Raw genomic sequence first — 14,750 nt, 5'->3', positions numbered from 1 at the left:
CAGGGTCAGCAGACTCGTGCCAAGGGCTTATGATAAGGATGCAAGATGCTGTTTCTGGGTTATCTGTTGCTGGGGGCCTTCGCAGGTGTGTTGGGTGGATTGTTCGGCATAGGGGGCGGTCTCATCATAGTACCCGTGTTGGTGGTCAGTTTTCATGCCCAGGGCATAGCCCCCGAAATAGTGACCCACCTGGCCCTTGGTACCTCCATGCTCACCATGATCTTCACCGGACTCAGCTCGCTGCGGGTGCACCATGCCAAGGGCGTGGTGGACTGGTCCCTCATTCGCCGCCTGGCGGGGGGCATGATGGTCGGTGCCTGGCTGGGCGGCCTGACGGTGAATCTGCTCAGCGCCACAACCCTCAACATCATCATCGGTTGTTTCGCTTGGGTCATGGCCCTGCAGATGGGGCTGAACCTGAAACCCAAGGCAGAACGCCATCTGCCCGGCCCCCTTGGCACCGGGATCGCGGGGACCTGTATCGGCTGGCTCTCCGCCATGTTCGGTATCGGCGGTGGCTCCTTGACCGTGCCCTACCTCACCTGGAACAGCGTGCCCATGAAACAGGCGGTGGCCGTCTCGGTGGCGGGCAGCATCCCTATCGCCCTGGCGGGCAGCCTGAGTTACCTCTATACCGGTTGGGGTCATAGCCAGTTACCCGAGTGGAGCCTGGGCTACATCTATCTGCCTGCCTGGTTAGGCATAGTGTTGACCAGTACCCAGTTCGCTCGACTCGGCGCCCGTCTGGCTCACCGTTTGTCTCCCCAGCGACTGCGCATGGGATTTGCCCTGCTGCTGCTGTGCGTCGGCGCCAAATTCATGATTTTTAGCTAGATTGCCGACTCTTTGTGCGGGTTGCCGAAAAAGCAGGCAAACGCACCCTGGCAGGGCAGAAAGCCGTTGCAATGACCCTCTGCTTTGGTAGACTCAGCGCCGGTGGTCCCATTGGTCCTCTCGCATTGATAACCCGTCGACCTGGTCAGATCCGGAAGGAAGCAGCCAAGGTGGGGGACTCGAGTGCCGGGATGTGGCTGGTGGGGCCACCACCTGTTTCTGCCATTCAATAAGTTACGACTAACAACCCCCTTCAGACCTCTTGGTAATCCACTTTGTGTGGATGACTGATCGCATCTGCAATGCGTTTCTGGCTCAGTTCCCGATACATCAATACCTAAGACGTTTGCTACCTTCGGAAGGTCGGCACGCTTGCCTGTCGTTGCCGACGGACATCCATAAATTGCTCAGCATGCGGGATAGGACTGGCAGTCCATAGCAAGCTCGCCCTGTTGCTTGTCTGCGCTTGTTCTCGCGTACAACCCAGCCGTCATCTCTGCCATGGTTCCAGTCTCCGTACCCTATCTATGATGTGAGCGTACTGATTGCTGTGAGCAATCGGCCGATCCTCTCTGGTATCTGCCGGTTCGGTGACATGTGTATCCCAGCCCAAGCAACTATGCAGGAGTAACAAGGGCGAACGAGCGTTTTTGAACACCAGTGGTCAGTTCAGCAACAGCAGAAAGCAGGCTTGCTCAGATGACAGCCCGCCGCGCGTACTCGATGAATGCCTTCAACTTGGACGGTTGATCATGCCGACTGGGGTAGTACAGAGAGAAGCCTGGAAAGGTCGGCGAGAACGGTGCAAGGACTCGCGTCAGGCGCTTTGCCTTGATGTGTGGCAGGGCCAGCTGCTCAAAGGTGTAGGCGATCCCGACGCCTTCCAGTGCCGCCTCCGTACTGAACAGGGTGTCCGTAATGGTCAGGTTGCCCTTGACCTCGTACTCGACGATTTCCTCATTCACCTTGAACTCCCATTTGTGGATCGCGCCTGTTCCGGCGAAGCGGAAGCGGATGCAGTTGTGCTGCACGAGGTCGTCCGGATGGCTGGGCGCGGGGAAGCGCGCGAGATAATCAGGGGAGGCGACGATGGCGACTGTGATGGGGCCGCCAAGGGGAAGGGCGACCATGTCCTTGTGCAGATCTTCTCCCATGCGAATGCCCGCATCGAAACCCCGCTCGACGATGTCGACGAAGCCTTCGTCATTGGTCAGTTCAAGTTTCACGTTCGGATGCTCACGAAGGAAACCTGCCAACAGCGGTTGCAACACCATTGAGGTCGAAATGCGTGCGGCATTGATGCGTAATGTGCCGGTGGGCCCACCTTGCAGGACGTTCAGCTCTTCACCCGCCACAATGACCTGACCGAGTGCCGGGCCGATGCGGGCAAGATAGTCCTCCCCAGCCTCCGTCAGACTCACGCTGCGTGTCGTGCGATTGAGCAGGCGTACGCCGAGACGCGCTTCCAGCTGCCTGATCGCCTGGCTCAGCGCGGAAGGCGATACCTCCAGTTCGGCAGACGCGGCAGTGAAGCCGCGATGCTCCGCGACTTTCCAAAAGGCCATCAGGCCGTCGAGTTGATTGAGTTTCATATCTTGAAGCATAGCTTCATATGGTGTGCAGGATTAAGCTATTTTTCTGCGCTAATGCGGCGCCTATAGTTGCCTTCACCGTGAAGGAGGCACCCATGAAAACCAATCCGCAAGATTGCCATGCCCTCGGGCCTCTTTCCCTCAGGTGTCGTGACGCCCTGGTCAGCGTGATGGACCCCACGACGCCGAAACCAACAGGCAAGTGAGAAGGCGCATCAGACCATTGATTATTGAGGAAAAGAAGACGATGAAAAACGTATTGATCATCAACGCACATCAGTTTTTTGAAGGCATCTCCGGCGGCAAACTGAACAGCACCCTGGCAGGTGTCATCAAGCAAGAGATGGCAGCGCGCGGCTATGCGGTGAAGGAGACATACATAGAGCAGGGCTACGACGTTCAGGGCGAGGTCGACAAGCATCTGTGGGCAGACATCATCATCCTGCAATCGCCGGTCTTCTGGTTCGGCATGCCGTGGATCTACAAGAAGTATGTCGATGAGGTATTTACCGCGGGCATGTTCCAGCAGTGTTTTCTGTCGGGTGATGGCAGGACGCGCGAGGATCCGCGCAAGCAATATGGCTCTGGCGGCAAGATGCATGGCAAGCAGTACATGCTGTCGCTGACCTGGAATGCACCGAGGGCGGCATTTGGCGATGCTGGGCAGATGTTGTTCGAGGGCAAAACGGTGGATGACGTCTTCGTCAGCAACACGGCCAACTACAGGTTCTGTGGCGTAGAGGTGTTGCCCTCCTTCTCGTGCTTCGATGTGATGAAGCAGCCGGATGTTGCAGGCGCTATTGAAGAATTGCGTGGCCATCTGGATGCCATCTTTGATCCCGTGGCGAGCCCCCTGCCTCAGGTGGAGAGCAAGATGGACGAGGCACTCACATCCCCTTGACGACGTCGGATGCTGGTCGACAACGAGGTGACGGTGACCGCTCAGTTGCTGGGCGTTCACCGTCTGCCTTGGCCTGTGATGTGCGATGAGTTGTCGCCACCAGTGACCACAATACTGGCCAACCCGCCAACCCGCCAACCCGCCAACCCGCCAACCCGCCAACCGTCTGCCACCCGGCGCATGCGTCAAGGATCTCGAAGGGTCAAAAGGCGTCTCTTGGCCGACTACGAGGTTGTCATTGGCGTCGAAGAAAAGCCGGGTTAGTCAATCAGACTCCTTTGGCTGATGCTGGAAACATCCTGGGGCACCCTTGCGTCACCATAAGCCCGCCGATCTCTCGTGGAGGGCTCTTCGTCAGTCAGCCGTCGCCTGTCTCTGTGACAGCTCGATCACCTGCTTATCCTCCTTATCCGGGCATTGCATCCCCGACTCCCCGAGCATGGGCAAGGCGCAGCTCCTCGGCACCGAGCACGAACTCCGGGCTGTCGGTGAGACGCTCGACTGCCAGATCGATGAAACGGCGTACCCGGGCGGGCTGGGCAGCGCGGCTGCCGTAGTAGAGAAACAGGCTGTACATGTCTGTCATGTGGTCGAGCAGCAGGGGAACCAGGCGACCGGCGCGAATGTGCGCCGCCGCCGTCGGCCCGGCGATTTGGCCTATCACTTCTCCCGCCAGCACGGCGCCCAGCTCTACCGTCTCATCATTGGTCGATATTGCCGGACGAACGAGATGATCCTGCACGCTCTCCCCAATCTTCACATGCCAGGGAATAAGGTGGCCGGTGCCGGCATGACGAAACACGCTGCAGCGGTGCACGCCCAGATCGTGCAGCGTTTGCGGCACCCCATGTTTGCGCAGATAGGTGGGGGAGGCGCAGATGATGAGCTGCAAGGGAAACAGGCGGCGTGCGATCAGCCCATCCTGCGGTGAGAGCCCGATTCTGAGGCCCACATCGACTCGCTCCTCCACCCAGTTGCCGATGCGGTCATCGAGCTGCACATCCGGCTGGACCTCGGGATAGAGCCGGCAGTATTCGTCCAGCACTGGGCCGATGATCATCTGCGCGACCGAGCGTGGCCCCACGATCCGCAGTGGGCCGGCGAATGCTTCCCGGGTCTGCCTCGCGGCTGACAGCGCCTGTTGCAGGCCGAGCAGGGCGGGTTGGGCTGCCTCCAGAAAACGCTGGCCCTCTTCGGTCAACGACATGCTGCGGGTGGTGCGATGAAAAAGACGCACCCCGAGATAGGTCTCCAGTTGCCTCAGTGCCTTGCTGGCGGCCTGAGGGGAGATCTGCTGGGCCTCGGCGGCCTTGCTGAGGCTGCCCAGTTCCACCGTGCGCACGAAGGTGGTGATGGATCTCAATTCGCTGATCATGGTCTTTCTCGTCGATTTACATCATTTAGTTGTAACTGATTCATCCATTTGCCGTCTAGTTCGATGTTTTTTGCCCATTTATAGTTCAGCTCATCGACAAGCCTCCCGGCATGAACCCAGACAGAGAGACGAGCAAGATGGACAATTTCAGCTTTCACAATCCGACCCGGATCGAGTTCGGCACCGGCAAGGAGCGCCTCATCGGCGAGATCCTGGCCCAGCACGGCATCAAGAAGGTGCTGCTGGCCTATGGCAGCGAGCGGATCAAGGGTGATGGCCTCTTCGCCAGCGTGAGCGCCAGTCTGAACGAGCAGGGGATCCCGTTCGTGGCGTGCGGCGGCATCGTCAGCAACCCGCTCATCTCCAAGGTACGTGATGCCATCGCCCTGGCGCGGGAGCAGGGGGTCGACGCCATCCTGAGCGTCGGCGGCGGCTCCGTGCTCGACAGCGCCAAGGCCATTGCCGCAGGGGCCTTATATCAAGGGGATGTCTGGGATCTGTTCGTCGGCAAGGGGCAGATAGAGGCGGCGCTGCCGGTGTTTGCCATCCTGACTCTGGCTGCCACCGGCAGCGAGATGAACAGCGGCGCCGTGGTGACCAACGATGACACCAAAGAGAAGTTTGCCATCAACTCGGTGCACACCTTCCCGAAAGTCTCCATCGTCAATCCGGCGCTGATGCAGACGGTCTCCCGGGACTATCTGGTCTACTCGGCGGCAGACATCATAGCCCACTCCATCGAGGGCTACTTCACCGCCAAGGTGCAGCCGAAAATTCAGTCCCGCCTGGTGGAGTCCGTCATCGCCACCGTGCTGGAGACCACTGAGCAGTTGCTGGCGGATCCCGCCGACTACAACGCCCGCGCCGAGTTCGCCTGGGCTGCGACCCTGGCATTGAATGGTCTGACCTATGCAGGGACGTCGGGTTTTGGTTACCCCAACCACATGATCGAACACGCGCTCTCCGCCCTGTTCAATGTGCCCCATGGCGCCGGCCTGTCTGTGGTGATGCCCGCCTGGATGAGGTGGTTCCAGGGTCAGAATCCGGCTCAGTTCGAACGCTTTGCTCAGCAGCTGTTTGGCTTGAATACCGCTGAGGAAGGCATTGCCGCCCTTGAAAAATGGTTCGACAAGATAGGCACGCCGACCCGCCTCTCCCAGCTCGGCATCACGGAGGCGGACCTGCCTGCCATCCTGGAGAACCTCAAGGGCAACGCCCGCTGGTTTGGCCTGGCCGAAACCTACACCCAGGACGTGCTGGCCACCATCCTTCGCAATGCCATGTGAGTGGCGGTGCCTCCAGGTCCTGCGTCAGGACTGAACCGCACGTCGCCAGCCATCACACCATGGCGCTCTCCAAGGAGAGCGCCTTTCAGGAAAAAGGATCCATCATGCAAACACGTACTTTGGGTAACAGCGGGCTGGAAGTGTCGGCCATCGGTCTGGGCTGCATGGGGCTGAGCTTTGGCTATGGCCCGGCCACGGACAAGGGGCAGGCCATCACCCTGATCCGCCGCGCCCATGAACTGGGGGTGACCTTCTTCGATACCGCCGAGGCTTATGGCCCAGGCGATAACGAGTTGCTGCTGGGGGAGGCACTGACCCCGTTCAGGGACAAGGTGGTGATCGCCACCAAGTTCGGTTTCAAGCACGGCAAGACATCGGAGGGGCTGGACAGCCGCCCGGCCACCATCCGCGCCGTGGCGGAGGCATCGCTGCGCCGCCTCAACACCGATGTCATCGATCTCTTCTACCAGCACCGCGTCGATCCCGATGTCCCCATGGAAGAGGTGGCTGGCACAGTGCGAGACCTTATCCAGGAGGGCAAGGTGCGCCACTTCGGTCTGTCCGAGGCCGGTGTCGACTCCATTCGTCGCGCCCATGCCGTGCAGCCGGTGGCGGCGCTGCAGAGCGAATACTCCCTCTGGTGGCGCGAGCCGGAGCAAACCATCCTGCCGTTGCTGGAGGAATTGGGTATCGGGTTCGTCCCTTTCAGCCCCCTCGGCAAGGGCTTCCTGACCGGGGCCATCAAGGCCGATACCCGTTTCGATGACTCGGATTTTCGCAACATAGTCCCACGTTTTGCCGAGGCGGCGCGTCAGGCCAACCAGCATCTGGTCGAGGTCTTGGGCGACCTTGCGGCCAGCAAGGGGGTGACGTCTGCCCAGATTGCGCTCGCCTGGCTACTGGCACAAAAGCCCTGGATCGCCCCCATTCCCGGCACCACCAAGCTGCATCGGCTCGAGGAGAACCTGGGCGCAGCTCGGGTTTCACTGAGCGCCACCGATCTGGGAGACATTCAGCGTGCCCTGGCCGGGATCAAGGTGGAGGGGGATCGCTATCCGTCACACCTGCAGCACAACGTGGGTCGCTAAGGTCGGATCGTCAACAGGAGTCTCATGAATGCAGAACCCCTCTGTGCTCTCTCGCGCCGTCCCAAGGTGCCGGCGTTCTCTCTGGTTGCTAACAGGAGCCGTGATGGCAGGCATTTTTTCCTATGTATTGAAACCGGGTCTGCCCGCGCACCCTGACTCTTCCCAGTATCAGGCGGGTCAGTTCAGCAATGTCGTGGCACTGCCGCAGCGCAGCACCTGGGAAGGAGCCCGGCTCTGGTGGGATTTTCTGTTCGCCAAGCCTGATGGCACAGTGCCGGATCGCGCCATCCCGGTGCAGGCCATGAGCCGTGAGGGGCTGATGGCCGCCTCGGATAACAGTGTGTGGCGCCTCGGCCACTCCAGTCTGCTGCTTAAGTTGCAGGGCAAGTTCTGGCTGACGGATCCCGTGTTCAGCGAGCGCGCCTCGCCGGTGCAATGGTTTGGCCCCAAGCGCTGGCACGCAGCGCCCATCACCCTGGATGCGCTGCCTCCCATAGAGGCGGTGATCCTCTCCCATGATCACTACGACCATCTCGACCATGACGCCATCCTTGCGCTGCAAGAGAAGGTCAGCCACTTCATCACGCCGCTCGGCGTGGGGGCGCGCCTGGTTGCCTGGGGTGTCCCCCGGCACAAGGTCAGGGAGCTGGATTGGTGGCAGAAGGCCCGGGTCGGCGGCATTGAGTTCATCGCCACCCCGGCCCAGCACTTCTCCGGCCGTGGCCTTGGCGATGGCAACCAGACCCTGTGGGCCTCCTGGGTCATTCGCGGGGAGGGAGCCACTCTCTTCTTCAGCGGTGACAGCGGTTACTTCGATGGCTTCAAGGAGATCGGCAAGCGTTTCGGCCCGTTCGACGTGACCTTCCTCGAGACCGGGGCCTACGACAAGCGCTGGGAGTACGTGCACATGTTGCCGGCGCAGACGGCGCAGGCGTTTCACGATTTGCGCGGGCAGTGGCTCTATCCGATCCACAACGGCACCTTCGATCTGGCCATGCATGGGTGGGATGACCCGCTCGAGCAGATTGTCCGTCTGGCCGCCGAGCAGCAGATCCCATTGACCACTCCGGTGATGGGGGAGCCCCTGAACATGCTGATCCCCCATGAGGGCAGCGCCTGGTGGCACGATTGACACATTTTTAAAGCACAGGAGTCGACAATGAACCCAATATCTGCAACCACGCTCGCCGCCGCCATGGCATTCGGCCAGGCCGAGGCAAAGGATCAGACGATACAGGTATTTTCCCCGGGGCAGGTACCTGCAACCCAGGGTGCCAGCGAGTTCTTCGTCGGGGATGTCTATGTGGATCAGCTGTATCAGGGCACGGCGCCTGCCGCCATCTCTGGCGGCCTGGTCAGCTTCACGCCGGGGGCGCGTACCGCCTGGCATACCCATCCTTTGGGCCAGACCCTCTACGTGGTCAGTGGGCTGGGGCGGGTGCAGATGGCAGAAGGCCCTGTCCAGGGGATCCGGCCAGGGGATCTGGTCTGGATCCCGGCTGGCGTGAAGCACTGGCATGGTGCGGCACCAGATACTCCCATGACCCACCTGGCGCTGGCTGAACGGCAGGATGGCCAGGTGGTGACCTGGCTTGCGCAGGTGAGCGAGCGTGATTATCGCGCCTCCGTCGCCGGGGACCGGAATTGAGCATGCGGGGGAATAACAGTCAGCCCGATCCCCAATCAGTGCACCTTGATACCGCTGGCGGGTAAGCGGCTCGTTCCTTTCATCACCCACGGTGGCTATGGCATCGGGGATAGCGAGGCGGTACTCGCCAGACTGGCGTCAGGTGCCCGGCGAGATGCACCACTGATCATGGAGTGCGATCAGGAGAGACGAACGACCGAGACAGTAGCCCGGTGGCTGGAGGCCAGAGGGACTTGATCTCATCTTTGGGCGAGGCAGACAGGTCATCGTCGTGATGGCGACAGGTGAGGCTCATTACGTAAACAGGATTGATGCTTGATGCCAAACAAGGGAACACAACCATGAAGAGACTCAGTAAATCATTGCTTTTTTGCATGCTGGCGGGGGCGCTAGTGGCGCCCGCTCATGCCAATCCCCTGGTTATTCAGGAGCAAGGCAGCTTTGCCGCGGGGGGCACCGTCGTCACCGCCCCCGGCAAGTTTGACCCCAAGCAGCCACTGGAGCCTGCCGGTCAGACCTACCATGGGGATCACGCCAGCGTCTTCTATCAGATCCCGTCCAACCCGCACAAATATCCGATCGTCATGCTCCACGGTGCCGGTCAGTCTTCCCGTACCTGGCAGACCACGCCGGATGGCCGGGAAGGTTTCCAGAGCCTCTTCCTGCGCCGGGGGTTTGCGACCTATCTGGTCGATCAACCCCGTAGAGGCAGCGCGGGTCGCGGCATGGTGGAGGGGACAGTGGCGCCCAAGCCGGATGAGCAGTTGTGGTTCAATCAGTTCCGCCTCGGCGTCTGGCCGGATTATTTCAAAGACGTCCAGTTCTCGCAGGATCAAGCGGTGCTGAACCAGTATTTCCGCCAGATGACACCCAACACCGGGCCCTTTGATGTCAACGTCATCGCCGATGCCATGGCAGCGGTGGTGGACAAGAGTGGTCCGGCCATCCTGTTCACCCACTCTCAGGGGGGCGGACCGGGCTGGCATACCGCCATAAAAAGCAACAAGGTGAAGGCCATAGTCGCGTTCGAACCAGGCAGTGGCTTCCTCTTCCCTGAGCAGGCGTTGCCAGCCCCCATGCCGAGTGCGTTCGATACCCTGAAGGGGGAGCCGGTGACGATGGCGCAGTTCATGAGCCTGACCAGGATCCCGGTGCTGATCCTGTATGGCGACAACATCCCAGACAAACCGACTGCCATGCCCGCCCAGGACAGCTGGCGAGTACGGCTGGCGATGGCCCGCCAGTGGCGGGATCTGGTCAACCAGCACGGAGGGGATGTCACCGTCGTCCATCTGCCCGAAATTGGCATCAAGGGCAACACCCACTTCCCCTTCTCCGATCTGAACAATATGCAGATTGCCGATCTGGTCAGCCAGTTCCTGAAAGAGAAGGGTCTGCAATAACCAGGGGATAACGGCAGGGTGCCTGATATGCACAATCAAGGTGGTCAGCGCACCCTGGCAACGAATTGATCCCTGGAGACCCTTGGCTGCGTCATGCCAGTCACACCACAGCGAAAGGAAAATGAGATGAACACAGTCAGACTCAATAACGGTATAGAGATGCCCCTGCTGGGCTTTGGGGTCTTTCAGATGACGGAGGCGGCAGAGTGCGAGCGTGCCGTCATCGAGGCCATCGACAGCGGCTATCGGCTGATCGATACCGCCGCCTCCTATCAGAATGAGACCCAGGTCGGGAACGGGATCAGGCAGAGCGGCATCGTGCGCAACGAACTCTTTGTCACCACCAAGCTCTGGCTGCAAGACGCCAGCTATGAGGGAGCCAAGGCGCAGTTCGAGCGCTCCTTGAATCGCCTGCAGCTCGATCATGTGGATCTCTATCTCATCCATCAGCCCTACGGGAATGTCCACGGCGCCTGGCGGGCGATGGAGGAGTTGCAGCAAGCCGGCAAGATCCGGGCAATCGGCGTCAGCAATTTCCAGCCGGATCGGCTGGCGGATCTCATGGCGTTCAACAAGGTGGTGCCTGCCGTCAACCAGATAGAGGTGAACCCCTTCAATCAGCAGTTGCATGCCGCGCCCTGGATGCAGAGTCGGCAGATACAGCCACAGGCGTGGGCTCCCTTCGCAGAGGGCAGAAATGGTCTGTTCCAGCACCCGGTGCTGACCGCCATCGGCGCGAAGCGGGGAAGGAGCGTGGGACAAGTCGCGCTGCGCTGGATCTTCCAGCGAGGCATAGCGTCGCTGGCCAAATCGGTGCGAAAGGAGAGGATGAAGGAGAACCTCGATATCCTCGACTTCGAGCTCAGTCAGGAAGAGATGGTGCAGATAGCCGCGCTGGATACGGCGACCAGCGCCTTCTTCTCTCACCGCGACCCCGCCATGGTGGAGTGGCTGACCCGGCGCAAGCTCGACGTCTGACAAGGGCAATCAGCAATGGCGTCGGGAGATGACAGACGGTTGGTGGCGCGGTTCGCCGCCAACTGGAGTCTGGTGCCTGAACATCAGGACAACCGCCCAGATCAGAAGCGCAAGACGGCTAACAGTGCTCGTCTGATCCAAATCTATCACTCACTGATTGCTCTATCGGCGTTGTGCGGGAGAGGGCAGCAGGCTTTGTTCTCTGAATGACCTCACCGACCAGTCGGTTACAACCATCTCCGGGGTCAGTGGTGCCATGAGGGCCACCGGGAGACAACCCATGATGAATGAGGGCTTTAGCCCAAGAGAGTCCGCGAGGAGGGGGCGGTGTTCTCCACAATTTCAATGGGAAGTACCCTGCACACTCTCTGCATGTACTCCTCGGCTTCGTGTCTGGTCGTGAAGCCTTGAGCTATCCCGGCATCATTCACGACACGGTGTTCGCCTAGCGACGACACCACGGTCGGATACCAGAGGATGTCACTGTGGTTCAGGTTGCAGTAAAGTAGAAGGCCCCCTTCGTTGCCAAATATCTTCACCACTGACTCTCTAATCGTCGTTAAACCCTGCCCGAGCACTGCCTGGAAAGGTGCGAGATTTGTCATGATGTTCCCCTGATTAAGTCATGGTAATTAAACAACGGTAAATTACCCGAGATTGGCTGAATGGCAGCTTGCTACAAAACACGAAAGTGTATGAAAAACCTGCACAGCTCAGGATGGCTGCCTTGTGGGTGTGCCGTGTGTTTTCCATTGGCTGTGAATGTGTCGGTACGCTAGCGTCCCTCCCGGCACTTTTTGGTGCAAAGCGTTGATTATATTGTCAACTCTAGATATGGGAGGGCGACTCAAGGGTCGATTATTGTGGCGGGAGGGGCCCCTGTTTCTGCAAATCAATCAGTGACGGCCGATATTCCCTTGCAGAGCGCTTGGTCATCCATTGGATGGTTCAGGGCTCTTTCAAGTGATTCACTGGCTCTGTTCGCAAGGCATCTGGTTCGTCGAATGGGGTGGCAGCGCCAGCAACCCGTTCATCGCCAAGGTCCGTGATGCCATCACAGTGACGCTGCCGGTGTTTGCCATTCTGACCCTGGCCAAACAGCGGGTGAGGCCAATTATCGCGTACCCGTCGCTGGGTGATACAGGGCTGCCCCAGCTTGCCTCGCGGCAGGCGATCCACGGGAAATAGTGATGTTCATACTCCATTTTCGATAACCCCTCGCTGAGCCAGTACGACGATATATCTGAACGACATGCCCCAGGATCGCACATCAATTATTCCGTCATGATGATTTTTATGAATTGCGAACAATACATGACATTTTAATGACACATTATTTTTGCTGGTTAATTGGCCGCCTGATAATACCTGTCAGATCTGACAGGTATTATAAAAAACTGTCGCTATCCACCCAGTTAATGAGTGCATGCTAAATGACGAGCTGTTTAATGGATTTGTTTAATATTTTTAGTTAATTCAGTTGCTTAGGCTTGTTTGTCAGTATTTTTGAAAAAGGGTTTTTATGAGGTGGAGCGTCAACTGTTATTTTTGACAGGTTGCCATCGGGCTATATCGAGACCAACCTAGTGCACCTAAGTGGATCCAAGATGGTACTTATAGCATGGGAAAGGGAATCGACGGCGCCACAGTAGCGCCCAAAGAACGTATCAATATCAAATATGTCCCGGCAACCGGTGGTCAGCAGGCGGAAATAGAGCTTCCGTTGACCATGATGGTGGTTGGGAATATGAAGGGACGGACTGAAGACACGCCCATTGAAGAGCGTCAGACCGTTTCCATCGATAAGAACAACTTCTCTTCTGTCATGAAGGAATCCGGTCTGGAGTTGAAATTCTCCGTGGCCAATCGTCTGGAAGAAGACAGCCAGGATGAACTGCCTGTCACCATCCAGATCCAGTCTCTGGAAGACTTCACCCCGGATCGCGTTGCCCAGCAAGTGCCCGAACTGCGCAAGTTGCTGGAGTTGCGAGAAGCCCTGGTGGCCCTCAAGGGACCGCTCGGCAATATCCCGGCGTTCCGCAACCGCCTGCAGGATCTGCTGTCCAGCGACGAAGCCCGTGAGCAACTGCTCAAGGAACTGGATGTGATTAAGCCTGCCGAGTAACGCGGCGGAACTGATTGACGAGAAGGGAAATAGACATGTCTTTGGTCGAAGAACAGGTACAGGCAGGGGCCAGCAGCGCCTCTGGGTCCTTGCTGGACGAAATCATGGCGCAGGCCCGCATCAGCCCGGTTGATGAAGGTTATAGCGTTGCGAAACAAGGGGTTGCCGCCCTCATTGCCAATATCTTGGACAATGGTTCAACGGCAGAACCCGTCAACAAGGCACTGGTTGACAGCATGATTGTCGAACTCGACAAGAAGCTCAGCAAACAGATGGATGTCATCTTGCACGCCGGTGAACTGCAGGAGCTGGAGTCCTCCTGGCGCTCCCTGAAGCTCTTGGTCGATCGCACCGATTTTCGTGAAAACATCAAGATCCAACTGCTCCATGCCACCAAGGAAGAGCTGCTGGAAGATTTTGAATTTTCACCAGAAATCACTCAGTCTGGCCTCTACAAGCATGTCTATTCGACGGGCTATGGCCAGTTCGGTGGCCAGCCGATCGGTGCCGTGATCGGCGACTACGCCTTCACCCACAGCTCCCCCGATATCAAGCTGATGCAGTATGTCAGTGCGGTCGGCGCCATGGCGCACGCACCTTTCATCTCCTCGGTCGCCCCCGCCTTCTTCGGGGTGGACAGCTTCACCGATCTGCCGTCGATCAAGGACATGAAGTCGGTATTCGAAGGGCCTTCCTACACCAAGTGGCGCTCGCTGCGTGAATCCGAGGATGCACGCTATCTGGGCCTGACCGCCCCGCGTTTCCTGGCGCGTCTGCCTTACGACCCGACTGAAAACCCCATCAAGGGCTTCAACTATCAAGAAGACATCAGCTCGGATCATGACCATTACCTCTGGGGCAATACCGCCTATCTGATGGGCTCTTCCCTGACCGACAGCTTCGCCAAGTACCGCTGGTGCCCGAACATCATCGGTCCCCAGAGCGGTGGCGCCATCCATGACCTGCCCGTGCATGTCTACGAGGCCATGGGTCAGTTGCAGGCCAAGATCCCGACCGAAGTGCTGATCACCGATCGCCGTGAGTATGAGCTGGCCGAGGAGGGTTTCATCACCCTGACCATGCGCAAAGACAGCGACAATGCGGCCTTCTTCTCTGCCAACTCGGTACAAAAGCCCAAGGTGTTCCCGAACACCAAAGAGGGCAAGGAAGCGGAGACCAACTACAAGTTGGGTACCCAGCTGCCCTACATGTTCATCATCAACCGCCTGGCCCACTACATCAAAGTGCTGCAGCGCGAGCAGATCGGTTCCTGGAAAGAGCGTCAGGATCTGGAACGTGAACTCAATGGCTGGATCAAGCAGTACGTGGCGGATCAGGAAAACCCGCCGGCAGACGTGCGTAGCCGCCGTCCGCTGCGTGCCGCCCAGATCAAGGTGCTGGACGTGGAAGGGGAGCCGGGTTGGTATCAGGTTGCCATGTCGGTGCGTCCGCACTTCAAGTACATGGGTGCCAGCTTCGAGCTCTCTCTGGTAGGGCGCCTGGACAAGGAATAATGACCC

General features: G+C 58.9%; 14 protein-coding genes and 1 other RNA gene. 12 read left to right on the top strand and 3 right to left on the bottom strand.

What is annotated here, in order from left to right:
• The first annotated feature begins 45 nt into the window (after positions 1-45).
• Positions 46-834: a sulfite exporter TauE/SafE family protein gene (locus KYK33_RS11400; protein ID WP_224430572.1), complete on the top strand. Its 789-nt coding sequence runs from the start codon at positions 46-48 to the stop codon at positions 832-834.
• Positions 835-943: 109 nt separating this feature from the next.
• An RNA gene (gene ffs / locus KYK33_RS11395) (signal recognition particle sRNA small type) lies at positions 944-1,040 on the top strand.
• Positions 1,041-1,529: 489 nt separating this feature from the next.
• On the opposite strand, the gene KYK33_RS11390 is transcribed toward ffs, so the two are convergent.
• Positions 1,530-2,426, bottom strand: coding sequence for a LysR family transcriptional regulator (locus KYK33_RS11390; protein ID WP_033131994.1), 897 nt, complete (start codon positions 2,424-2,426; stop codon positions 1,530-1,532).
• A gap of 247 nt (positions 2,427-2,673) precedes the next feature.
• Between KYK33_RS11390 and KYK33_RS11385 the strand changes: the two genes are divergently transcribed.
• Positions 2,674-3,327, top strand: a complete 654-nt coding sequence (locus KYK33_RS11385) for an NAD(P)H-dependent oxidoreductase (RefSeq protein WP_224430571.1) — start codon at positions 2,674-2,676, stop codon at positions 3,325-3,327.
• Positions 3,328-3,733: 406 nt separating this feature from the next.
• Here KYK33_RS11385 and KYK33_RS11380 read toward each other — a convergent pair whose 3' ends face one another.
• Positions 3,734-4,702, bottom strand: coding sequence for a LysR family transcriptional regulator (locus KYK33_RS11380; RefSeq protein WP_224430570.1), 969 nt, complete (start codon positions 4,700-4,702; stop codon positions 3,734-3,736).
• Positions 4,703-4,839: 137 nt separating this feature from the next.
• Between KYK33_RS11380 and KYK33_RS11375 the strand changes: the two genes are divergently transcribed.
• The 6 genes from KYK33_RS11375 to KYK33_RS11350 all read left to right on the top strand — a co-directional run bounded on the left by KYK33_RS11375 (position 4,840) and on the right by KYK33_RS11350 (position 11,105).
• Positions 4,840-5,988 carry an iron-containing alcohol dehydrogenase gene (locus KYK33_RS11375; RefSeq protein ID WP_224430569.1) on the top strand — a complete coding sequence of 383 codons (1,149 nt, stop codon included), beginning with the start codon at positions 4,840-4,842 and terminating at the stop codon, positions 5,986-5,988.
• A gap of 104 nt (positions 5,989-6,092) precedes the next feature.
• Complete coding sequence (locus KYK33_RS11370; protein ID WP_224430568.1) at positions 6,093-7,076, top strand: aldo/keto reductase; 984 nt, start codon at positions 6,093-6,095, stop codon at positions 7,074-7,076.
• A 103-nt stretch (positions 7,077-7,179) separates the two neighbouring features.
• Positions 7,180-8,208 carry an MBL fold metallo-hydrolase gene (locus KYK33_RS11365; RefSeq protein ID WP_224430567.1) on the top strand — a complete coding sequence of 343 codons (1,029 nt, stop codon included), beginning with the start codon at positions 7,180-7,182 and terminating at the stop codon, positions 8,206-8,208.
• 27 nt (positions 8,209-8,235) lie between these two features.
• Positions 8,236-8,724 carry a (R)-mandelonitrile lyase gene (locus tag KYK33_RS11360; protein WP_224430566.1) on the top strand — a complete coding sequence of 163 codons (489 nt, stop codon included), beginning with the start codon at positions 8,236-8,238 and terminating at the stop codon, positions 8,722-8,724.
• Between the two features lie 341 nt (positions 8,725-9,065).
• On the top strand, positions 9,066-10,127 hold the full coding sequence (locus KYK33_RS11355; RefSeq protein ID WP_224430565.1) for an alpha/beta hydrolase: 1,062 nt from the start codon (positions 9,066-9,068) through the stop codon (positions 10,125-10,127).
• 126 nt (positions 10,128-10,253) lie between these two features.
• On the top strand, positions 10,254-11,105 hold the full coding sequence (locus KYK33_RS11350; protein ID WP_224430564.1) for an aldo/keto reductase: 852 nt from the start codon (positions 10,254-10,256) through the stop codon (positions 11,103-11,105).
• Between the two features lie 296 nt (positions 11,106-11,401).
• Here KYK33_RS11350 and KYK33_RS11345 read toward each other — a convergent pair whose 3' ends face one another.
• A complete protein-coding gene (locus KYK33_RS11345) occupies positions 11,402-11,710 on the bottom strand; it encodes a hypothetical protein (protein ID WP_224430563.1) in 309 nt (102 codons plus the stop codon).
• Positions 11,711-12,068: 358 nt separating this feature from the next.
• Here KYK33_RS11345 and KYK33_RS11340 point away from each other — a divergent pair, with 358 nt between their 5' ends.
• From KYK33_RS11340 to tssC, 3 genes are all read left to right on the top strand, one after another.
• A complete protein-coding gene (locus tag KYK33_RS11340; protein ID WP_224430562.1) occupies positions 12,069-12,293 on the top strand; it encodes a hypothetical protein in 225 nt (74 codons plus the stop codon).
• A gap of 433 nt (positions 12,294-12,726) precedes the next feature.
• The gene (gene tssB / locus KYK33_RS11335; RefSeq protein WP_042043873.1) at positions 12,727-13,230 is read left to right on the top strand and encodes a type VI secretion system contractile sheath small subunit; all 504 of its coding nucleotides are present in this window, start codon (positions 12,727-12,729) and stop codon (positions 13,228-13,230) included.
• 35 nt (positions 13,231-13,265) lie between these two features.
• Positions 13,266-14,744 carry a type VI secretion system contractile sheath large subunit gene (gene tssC / locus KYK33_RS11330; RefSeq protein ID WP_224430561.1) on the top strand — a complete coding sequence of 493 codons (1,479 nt, stop codon included), beginning with the start codon at positions 13,266-13,268 and terminating at the stop codon, positions 14,742-14,744.
• The last annotated feature ends 6 nt before the right edge of the window (positions 14,745-14,750 follow it).

This window comes from Aeromonas rivuli, from assembly GCF_020149575.1.
Lineage (GTDB): Bacteria > Pseudomonadota > Gammaproteobacteria > Enterobacterales > Aeromonadaceae > Aeromonas > Aeromonas rivuli.
This window is presented reverse-complemented; position numbering and strand designations above follow the sequence as displayed.